Raw genomic sequence first — 7,327 nt, 5'->3', positions numbered from 1 at the left:
CCTCCCGCTTCGACGACATGGAGGCGTTCGGCTCGACCTATTCGACCCCGGGCTGGCAGCGCGCCCAGGCCAATCGCAACCGCGGCGGTGGCCGCAATGGTGGCGGCCGAAGCGGCGGCTTCGAGGAAGAAGCCGCGACGTTCTCCTCCTCCTCGTCATCGGGCCCCGATTTCGGCAACTTCTCCTCGCGCCGTCGCGGTCCCCTGACGATCGAGGGCGAGCTGGTGGCCAAATCCACCGGCACCACCTCGGAATTCTCGCTCGAAGACCGCGTCTTCCACCAGAAATTCGGCTACGGCCGCGTCACCAAGATCGACGGCAACAAACTCACCATCGCCTTCGACAAGGCCGGCGAGAAGAAGGTCGTGGACAGCTTCGTGCAGCGGGCGTGAGGCCCGCGACATGCCTCACTACATCGCCCTGATCGAAGAAGCCGGCCCGGACGACGCGGTCAGCCTCCGGTTTCCGGACCTACCCGGCTGCATTTCCGGCGGCGACGATGTCGAGGAGGCCCTGGAGAATGCGCCTGAGGCACTCGCATTCTATGCGCAGGAGCTGAGCGCGGAGAGTCGCGAGCTTCCCCCGCCGCGGACGCTGGACGAACTCAAGGCCGACCCCGACGTGGCCGACGACCTCAGAAACCATACCGTCGCCCTGATCGAATGGCCGCCCCTCGACGCCCCGGAGTGAGGACTGTTCGCCGCACTCGCCAGGCCTTCGACAGTTCTCCCCCGAACAGCCCTTGACCATCGCGAACTTCCCCGTATCAGATGCAACCCATGGTCCGGGGCATCGCACTGATCTTGCTGGCATTGGGGATGCCGTCGCTCGCGGCGGCGGAGACCATGAGCTTTGGCGATTCGATCGGGAAGCTGGCGGCGAGCTGCGGTACGGAGATCGTCGCCAATTGCCGCGGCGTCAACCCGGACTCGACCCGCCTGAAGGAGTGCCTGTCTCGCAACCGCGACGTGCTCTCCCAGCAGTGCGCGAGCGACTATCTCGGCGTGTTCGACGCCATCCAGAAGCGCATCGCCGCGCGCGTCACGGTGGCGAACGCCTGCCAACGCGAGATCGTCAAGGTCTGCGGCGGCTCGACCAAGGAGACCAGCAAGTCGGTCCCCTGCCTGGTCTCGACGCCCAAGGGCATCAGCAACAACTGCCTGAAAGCCGTCGACGACGCGGGGTATCGCTGATGCGCGCCAAGAGACTCTCCACTGCCGGACTAGGCATCGCGCTGGGCTGCGCCCTGCTCGCGGGCGCTGCACGCGCGCAGACGGCGGCGCCGACACGCGACGACATCGTCGGCAAGCTCAACCATTTCGAAGAAGCCGCCGAGGTCGATCTTCCCGCGCTGAAGCAGCAGGTGATGGAGCGCGCCAAGGCCAGGATCAAGAACGATCCGGGACCGGTGAACCGGCCGCCGATCGTGCCTGACCTTGCCAAGCTGCCCGCCTTCAACGCGCAAATCCAGTTCGATGCCGACACGCCGATCATCCAGCCGGCCTCCTACCAGACCGTCGGCCGCATCGCCGACGCCATGGTTCATTCCTCGCTGCTGCCCTACACGTTCCTGATCGTCGGTCACGTCGAATCCAATTCGAAGACGCGCGAGGCGAACGCGATCCTGAGTCAGCGCCGCGCCGACGCGATCCGCGACGTGCTGGTGAACACATTCAAGATCTCGACCAAGCGGCTGCACCCGATCGGCCTCGGCGAGGAGCAGTTTCTCGACCGGGCCAAGCCGACCTCGGCCGTCAACGGCCAGCTGCAAATCCTGACCTATGCCAAGCTGCCTGAAGAGGCACCTGCGCATCCGGCTGCGGCGCCTGCGCCTGCGGCGAAAAAGCCCGCCAAGAAGCGCTGAGCGAACGCGGCTTCGCGCCCGGAACCCTTTGAAGTCCTGATCGTTTTGTAGCCTGTCCGGGGCGCACCAATACGGTTTTGCGCGACAAAAGCGCCGGTTTGTGCACCGCCCGGTCCAGTGCTATAGCCTCTGTTCGCCCTTCCCGACCCCGTGCTGCATGAGACCGAAATGGGTGGCTATTTTCAGCGCCAACTTGCCGTTTATGTCGAGTACCATCGCGACCCCCGGAACACGGCGATGCATGTGGTCGGTATTCTTCTGTTGTTCACGGGCGCCGTGCTGCCGCTGACGCTGGTCAGGCTTCCGCTGTTTGGTTTCGATGTCAGCCTGGCGGTGATCCTGGCCTTGCCGGTTCTGCTCTATTGGCTGCTGCTCGACATGGCGCTCGGGATCGGCATCCTGGCAGTCTCGATCGTGCTGTTTTCGGTTGCGACGAGCATTGCGGCGCAAGTCAGCACCGCGACGATGTGGGCGATTTTCGCCGTGCTGGTGGCGCTCGGCCTCGCCGCGCAGGCCATCGGCCACAAGGTTTTTGAGGGGCGCGAAGCCTCGTTGTTCACTTTTCCTTCGCATCTTTTGCTTGGACCGATGTTCGTGATGGCAAAATTATTCATTGCATTGGGCTTCCGTCGCGACCTTGCCGCGATTCTGGCGCCTCTTCCGACCAATTCCCTTTCAACCCGATAGCTCTAGAAGCGAAACAGCAACCTTCTGCATGGCTCTCGTACTGGTTACCGGTGGCAGTGGCTTCATCGGACATCATCTCGTCGAAGCGCTCCGTGCCCGTGGGCAGCGGGTGCGTGTGCTCGACGTCCGTGCGCCGGCCGCCGCAAACACGGACGTTGAACATGTCCACGGCTCGGTGCTGGATGGCGCCGCGGTCGATGCTGCGATCGCCGGGGTCGATCAGGTCTATCACCTCGCCGGCCTGCCCGGCATGTGGGTCGCCAACAAGCAGGACTTTCACGAGGTCAATTGCCGAGGCACCGAGATCGTGCTCGCGGCCGCCATGAAGCGCGGCGTGTCGCGCTTTCTGCACTGCTCGACGGAATCGATCCTGTTCCCCTATTCCAACCTCAATGGCGTTCCCGCCGAAGAGGCGCTGCAGCCGGCCGACGCGATGCCGGGCGCCTATACGCGGTCGAAGTCGCTCGCCGAGCATCATGCCGCCAAGGCAGCGGCCAACGGCTTTCCGCTGGTGATCGGCACGCCGACCATGCCGATCGGCGCCGCCGACCACAATCTGACGCCGCCGACGGCGATGCTGTGGTACTTCCTCCAGAAGAAGGTGCAGCCGCATCTCAACTTCCTGGTCAACCTCGTCGATGTCCGCGACGTCGCCATGGGCCTGGTGCTGACCATGGAGCGCGGCCGCCTCGGCCAGCGCTACATCCTCGGCGGCGACTGCGTCCCGCTCGGCAACATCCTGCGGATGATGTCGGCGATGAGCGGCCGCCGGCAATATCCGGTCGTCGTCCCCGGCAGGATCGCCGAGCTCTCCGCGATCATGCTCGAATACATCTCCGATCATGTCACGCGCCGGCCGCCCAACGGCACCGCCGAGGGCGTACGCATCGCGCTCGCCGCCAGCGACCTCTCGATCGGCAAGGCACGCACCGAGCTCGGCTATTCGCCGCGTCCGATCGAGCCTGTCTTGCGCGAAACCATCACCCATCTGCTCGCTCGTAACGGCCAGCAGCCCTCCGGCGCCATCAAGCATCACGCGCTCTCCTCGCGCGCGAGCTGACGCCGCCGCCCAACGCAAAGAACCTTCATGTCCTTCGATTTCAGCAAGCTTCTCTCTGTCGCCTGGGGTGGCTGGACCACGACCTGGCCGACGCAATTGCTCGCCCTGATCTGGCTCGCCTGGCTCGCCAGCTGGGTCGGCGCCTCGTTCTGGCAAGGTCGCACGCAAAAGCAGGTGATGACCTTGGAGTCCGGCCGCTATCGCATCCCGATCCTGGTCGGCGGCATCCTGTTCACGCCGTGGACCGCGGAAGTGCTCGGTGAGAAGCCGCTCTGGGTGTTCAGCAATGCCGGCGTCTACATCGTCGCGCTGATCGTGCTTGCCGGCATCTCCTTCACCTGGTGGGGACGGCTGCATCTCGGAAAGTTCTGGTCCAACACCATCACCCACAAGGAAGACCACCGCGTCGTCGACACCGGCCCGTATGGCATCGTGCGCCATCCGATCTACACCGGTCTGATCGCGGGCATGCTTGCCACCGGCATCGCGGTCGGCACGGTGACTGCGATCCTCGGCGCGATCCTGATCTCGCTTGGCATGTGGCAGAAGGGCCGGATGGAAGAGGTGTTCCTCTCCAAGGAGCTCGGCGAAGACGCCTACGGCGCCTATTGCCGCCGCGTGCCGATGATCATTCCGTTCCTGTCGCCGCGGTAGGGGCGTAGCAGCTCGCCTCACTCTCATGTCCCGGACGCGCTGCAGCGTGCAACGCTGCTGCGCAGAGCCGGGACCCGGATAGCGACTTATGCATGCCGGTGAAATGGGCCCCGGCTCTGCAGCGCACCGCGAAGACGCGCTGCGCTGCGCCCGGGGCACGAGCACACCGTTCGACTTGCCAAGGAACCGCCCCTCGCCCGACCGGTTACCCCTCGACCCCTGCTACCAGCCGCAGAGCATCGAGCCATGTCGGATGCCTACGATTATTTTCGCGAGCACGCGATTGCCGCCGTCCGCAAGGCGCGGACGTTGCCGCCTGGGCGGCCGAAGCAGAAGCAGCGCACGGTGGCGCGGGTCTATCACCTGCTGTCCAAGGAGGCCGCACTGACGCCGAACCTCCATCATCTCGACGATTCTCGCGCGGCGCGGCTGGAGCGGCAGATCCGCCGCTGATCAGGGCCAGGCCCGCCGGCGTTCGTCCCATGCAAATTCGATCGGCTGCCATTCCACGGGAATAGACCCCGCGGGTGCGCCGCACAGGTTGACGCGGGCCGCGTCAGCCAGTTGGATGCGCGCGCAAACAGGGGCGCCTCATGACATTTTCCAGCATCTTCGCGCAGTTCGTCGCAGTCCTCGGCGGCATCGCGCTGCAATGGCGGAAGCTGACGGGCACCGAGCCCGCGCCGGCCTGGGGAGAGAAGCCCGCCATTCCCGAAGCGAAGCCGCAGGGTGCGATCCCGACGCTGAAGATGCCGACCGCGCGCGGCTGGAGCGAAGGACAGAAGCCGACGGTCGCGCCCGGGCTCAAGGTCAATGCATTCGCGACCGGTCTCGATCATCCGCGCTGGATCGAGGTGCTGCCGAACGGGGACGTGCTGATCGCGGAGGCGACCCAAATCGCAGGCGCACCGAGATCCGTGTTTCATTATGCGATGCAGGCAACGATGCGGCGCGCCGCCGCGCTCGGCGTTTCCGCCAACCGCATCACGCTGCTGCGCGACAAGGACGGCGACGGCGTTGCGGAGGTTCGCGGCGCCTTCATGGAAAACCTCAGCCAACCCTTCGGCATGGCGCTGGTCGGCGACACTTTCTATGTTGGCAACACCGACGGCGTGATGGCGTTTCCCTACATCGCCAATGCCGACCGCATCACCGCGCCGGGCAAGCGGCTCACCACCTTCAAGCCGGGCGGGCACTGGACGCGCAGCCTGCTCGCAAGTCCCGACGGCAAGAAACTCTATGCCGGTGTCGGCTCGCTCAGCAACATCGCCGAGATGGGCATGGAGGTCGAGCAGGGCCGCGCCGCGGTCTATGAGCTCGATCTTGCCGCCGGCACGCATCGCATTTTCGGCGCAGGCCTGCGCAATCCGGTGGGCCTCGCCTGGGAGCCGAATACGAACGTGCTCTGGACTGTCGTCAACGAGCGCGACGGCCTCGGCGATGAGACACCGCCGGACTATCTCACCTCGGTGCGCGACGGCGGCTTCTATGGCTGGCCCTATTGCTATTGGGGCAAGACGGTGGACGACCGCGTGCCGCAGGATCCGGCGATGGTCGCCAAGGCGATTCAACCGGACTACGCGCTCGGCGGCCACACCGCTTCGCTCGGCCTGTGCTGGATGCCGGCGGGCACGCTGCCGGGCTTCCCCGACGGCATGGTGATCGGCCAGCACGGATCGTGGAATCGCAGCAAGCTCTCCGGCTACAAGCTGGTGTTCGTCCCGTTCGAGAACGGCAAGCCCTCCGGCCCAGCGCGCGACATCCTGTCGGGCTTCCTCGCACCGGACGAGAAGGAGTCCTACGGCCGCCCGGTCGGCGTCGTGATCGGTCCCGACAAGAAGTCGCTGCTGATGGCCGACGACGTCGGCAACGTGATCTGGCGCGTGACGGGCGCGTAGGTCGAGATTTGTTCAGGTCGGATTGGTCGTGCCGCGAGTGCGGTCACCTCTCCCGCTTGCGGGAGAGGTCGGCGCGACGCGCCGGGTGAGGGCTCTCTCCTCTTGGGGAGTGCCTCATTGCGGAAACACCTCCCCCCAGCCCTCCCCCGCAAGCGGGGGAGGGAGCGCACCTACCCTGCCGCAGGAAGCGAGTCCATCCCAATCGCTCACGTCCCCACACACAGCGTGGCGCGCTGCTTGCGCAGGAGCGCGATCACCGAGAGCGCCGTGATCAGCCCGGTCTTGGGATTCTCCGACGGGATATTCTCGATCGACATCGAGAAGCGCGCCGAATCCGCCTCGACCTCGATGCGGTGAACGTTGCGCGTCACGGTCGGATCGGCCCAGATCTGCACCTGGGTGCGATCCGGTCCGACGCCCGCGAGCGACAGCGCCACCGCGACATTGAGATTGGCCGGAAAGCCCTTGGCGGCCTCGCGCGCGGTACCCTCGAACAGTTTCAGCGGCTCGCTCAGCTTGTCGATGTCGATGTTGTTCGCGACGATGAACGGCGCGCCCTTCAGCCCGTCGATCGGTTTGCGCGTCACCATCTTCACGGAATTGATGGTACCGACCGCGGCGGCATTGACGGCATCGAGCCCGATCAGGGCGCCTGTCGGCACGAGGATGCGGCCGCCATTGGCGCGGGCGAGATCGACGAGATCGAAATTATCGAGCAGCCCGCCGACGCTGACGACGATGGCGGCCTTGCCGCGCCTCACCGCGGGCTCAACGATCGCGCGCAACTGGCTGCTCGGCGCACATTCCACCACGATGTCCGCGGCGTCGCCGAGCTGGCCGATCGGCAGGACCTGCGGTGGGCGGCGGAGGCTATCGAGGGACGCCCGATGCTTTGCGGGATCGCGCACCGCCACGGCGGATAGCGCTAGCCCTTCGATGCCCTGATCGAGCGCTGTCGCGATCTTGGTGCCGATCGAGCCCAGGCCCGCGATGGCAACCCGCAAGTCGTTTCGTTCGGTCATCGCTTCCCACCCTCTCGTCACGCCAGCGTCATAGCCTCTCAAGCCTCCCGCGCATAGCTGCGCAGGCGGGCATCGAGCACCTCCAGCATCGCATCGCGGGCCGGATCGCGCGAGCCGCGCAGCCATGCGGCAGCAAGCGGCA

9 protein-coding genes and 2 pseudogenes are annotated in these 7,327 nt (G+C 65.8%); 9 read left to right on the top strand and 2 right to left on the bottom strand.

Translation table 11 applies throughout. From position 1 onward, the window contains the following. From MOV74_RS26530 to MOV74_RS26490, 9 genes and pseudogenes are all read left to right on the top strand, one after another. Positions 1 to 392: pseudogene (locus MOV74_RS26530) on the top strand (AAA family ATPase); the annotation flags it as partial. A gap of 10 nt (positions 393 to 402) precedes the next feature. Further along, positions 403 to 690, top strand: coding sequence for a type II toxin-antitoxin system HicB family antitoxin (locus MOV74_RS26525; protein WP_246929384.1), 288 nt, complete (start codon positions 403 to 405; stop codon positions 688 to 690). An 89-nt stretch (positions 691 to 779) separates the two neighbouring features. After that, on the top strand, positions 780 to 1,193 hold the full coding sequence (locus MOV74_RS26520; RefSeq protein ID WP_246929382.1) for a hypothetical protein: 414 nt from the start codon (positions 780 to 782) through the stop codon (positions 1,191 to 1,193). Then, on the top strand, positions 1,193 to 1,864 hold the full coding sequence (locus MOV74_RS26515) for an OmpA family protein (protein ID WP_246929380.1): 672 nt from the start codon (positions 1,193 to 1,195) through the stop codon (positions 1,862 to 1,864). Before MOV74_RS26520 ends, MOV74_RS26515 begins: the two co-directional genes overlap by 1 nt. 168 nt (positions 1,865 to 2,032) lie before the next feature. Further along, on the top strand, positions 2,033 to 2,551 hold the full coding sequence (locus MOV74_RS26510; protein WP_246929378.1) for a DUF962 domain-containing protein: 519 nt from the start codon (positions 2,033 to 2,035) through the stop codon (positions 2,549 to 2,551). A 28-nt stretch (positions 2,552 to 2,579) separates the two neighbouring features. Next, the gene (locus MOV74_RS26505) at positions 2,580 to 3,611 is read left to right on the top strand and encodes an NAD-dependent epimerase/dehydratase family protein (protein WP_246929369.1); all 1,032 of its coding nucleotides are present in this window, start codon (positions 2,580 to 2,582) and stop codon (positions 3,609 to 3,611) included. 27 nt (positions 3,612 to 3,638) lie between these two features. Continuing rightward, on the top strand, positions 3,639 to 4,265 hold the full coding sequence (locus MOV74_RS26500) for an isoprenylcysteine carboxylmethyltransferase family protein (RefSeq protein WP_246929368.1): 627 nt from the start codon (positions 3,639 to 3,641) through the stop codon (positions 4,263 to 4,265). Between the two features lie 246 nt (positions 4,266 to 4,511). Then, entirely contained in the window at positions 4,512 to 4,718 is a 207-nt protein-coding gene (locus MOV74_RS26495; RefSeq protein ID WP_246929366.1) for a hypothetical protein, read from the top strand. Positions 4,719 to 4,858: 140 nt separating this feature from the next. Beyond that, entirely contained in the window at positions 4,859 to 6,163 is a 1,305-nt protein-coding gene (locus tag MOV74_RS26490) for a sorbosone dehydrogenase family protein (protein ID WP_246929364.1), read from the top strand. 206 nt (positions 6,164 to 6,369) lie between these two features. Here MOV74_RS26490 and MOV74_RS26485 read toward each other — a convergent pair whose 3' ends face one another. Continuing rightward, positions 6,370 to 7,185: an aspartate dehydrogenase gene (locus MOV74_RS26485; protein ID WP_246929362.1), complete on the bottom strand. Its 816-nt coding sequence runs from the start codon at positions 7,183 to 7,185 to the stop codon at positions 6,370 to 6,372. 38 nt (positions 7,186 to 7,223) lie between these two features. Beyond that, a pseudogene (locus MOV74_RS26480) lies at positions 7,224 to 7,327 on the bottom strand (LysR family transcriptional regulator); the annotation flags it as partial.

The sequence above is a fragment of the Bradyrhizobium sp. SHOUNA76 genome (assembly GCF_023006445.1).
Classification (GTDB): Bacteria; Pseudomonadota; Alphaproteobacteria; order Rhizobiales; family Xanthobacteraceae; genus Bradyrhizobium.
The sequence above is the reverse complement of the archived record's forward strand: the minus strand, read 5'-3'. Positions and strand labels throughout refer to the sequence as shown.

Bases quoted from the DNA above. Each gene is read 5' to 3' on its own strand.
- MOV74_RS26505 (WP_246929369.1), top strand. From the start codon at position 2,580: ATGGCTCTCGTACTGGTTACCGGTGGCAGTGGCTTCATCGGACATCAT.
- MOV74_RS26525 (WP_246929384.1), top strand. From the start codon at position 403: ATGCCTCACTACATCGCCCTGATCGAAGAAGCCGGCCCGGACGACGCG.
- MOV74_RS26495 (WP_246929366.1), top strand. From the start codon at position 4,512: ATGTCGGATGCCTACGATTATTTTCGCGAGCACGCGATTGCCGCCGTC.
- MOV74_RS26500 (WP_246929368.1), top strand. From the start codon at position 3,639: ATGTCCTTCGATTTCAGCAAGCTTCTCTCTGTCGCCTGGGGTGGCTGG.
- MOV74_RS26490 (WP_246929364.1), top strand. From the start codon at position 4,859: ATGACATTTTCCAGCATCTTCGCGCAGTTCGTCGCAGTCCTCGGCGGC.
- MOV74_RS26515 (WP_246929380.1), top strand. From the start codon at position 1,193: ATGCGCGCCAAGAGACTCTCCACTGCCGGACTAGGCATCGCGCTGGGC.
- MOV74_RS26510 (WP_246929378.1), top strand. From the start codon at position 2,033: ATGGGTGGCTATTTTCAGCGCCAACTTGCCGTTTATGTCGAGTACCAT.
- MOV74_RS26520 (WP_246929382.1), top strand. From the start codon at position 780: ATGGTCCGGGGCATCGCACTGATCTTGCTGGCATTGGGGATGCCGTCG.
- MOV74_RS26485 (WP_246929362.1), bottom strand. From the start codon at position 7,185: ATGACCGAACGAAACGACTTGCGGGTTGCCATCGCGGGCCTGGGCTCG.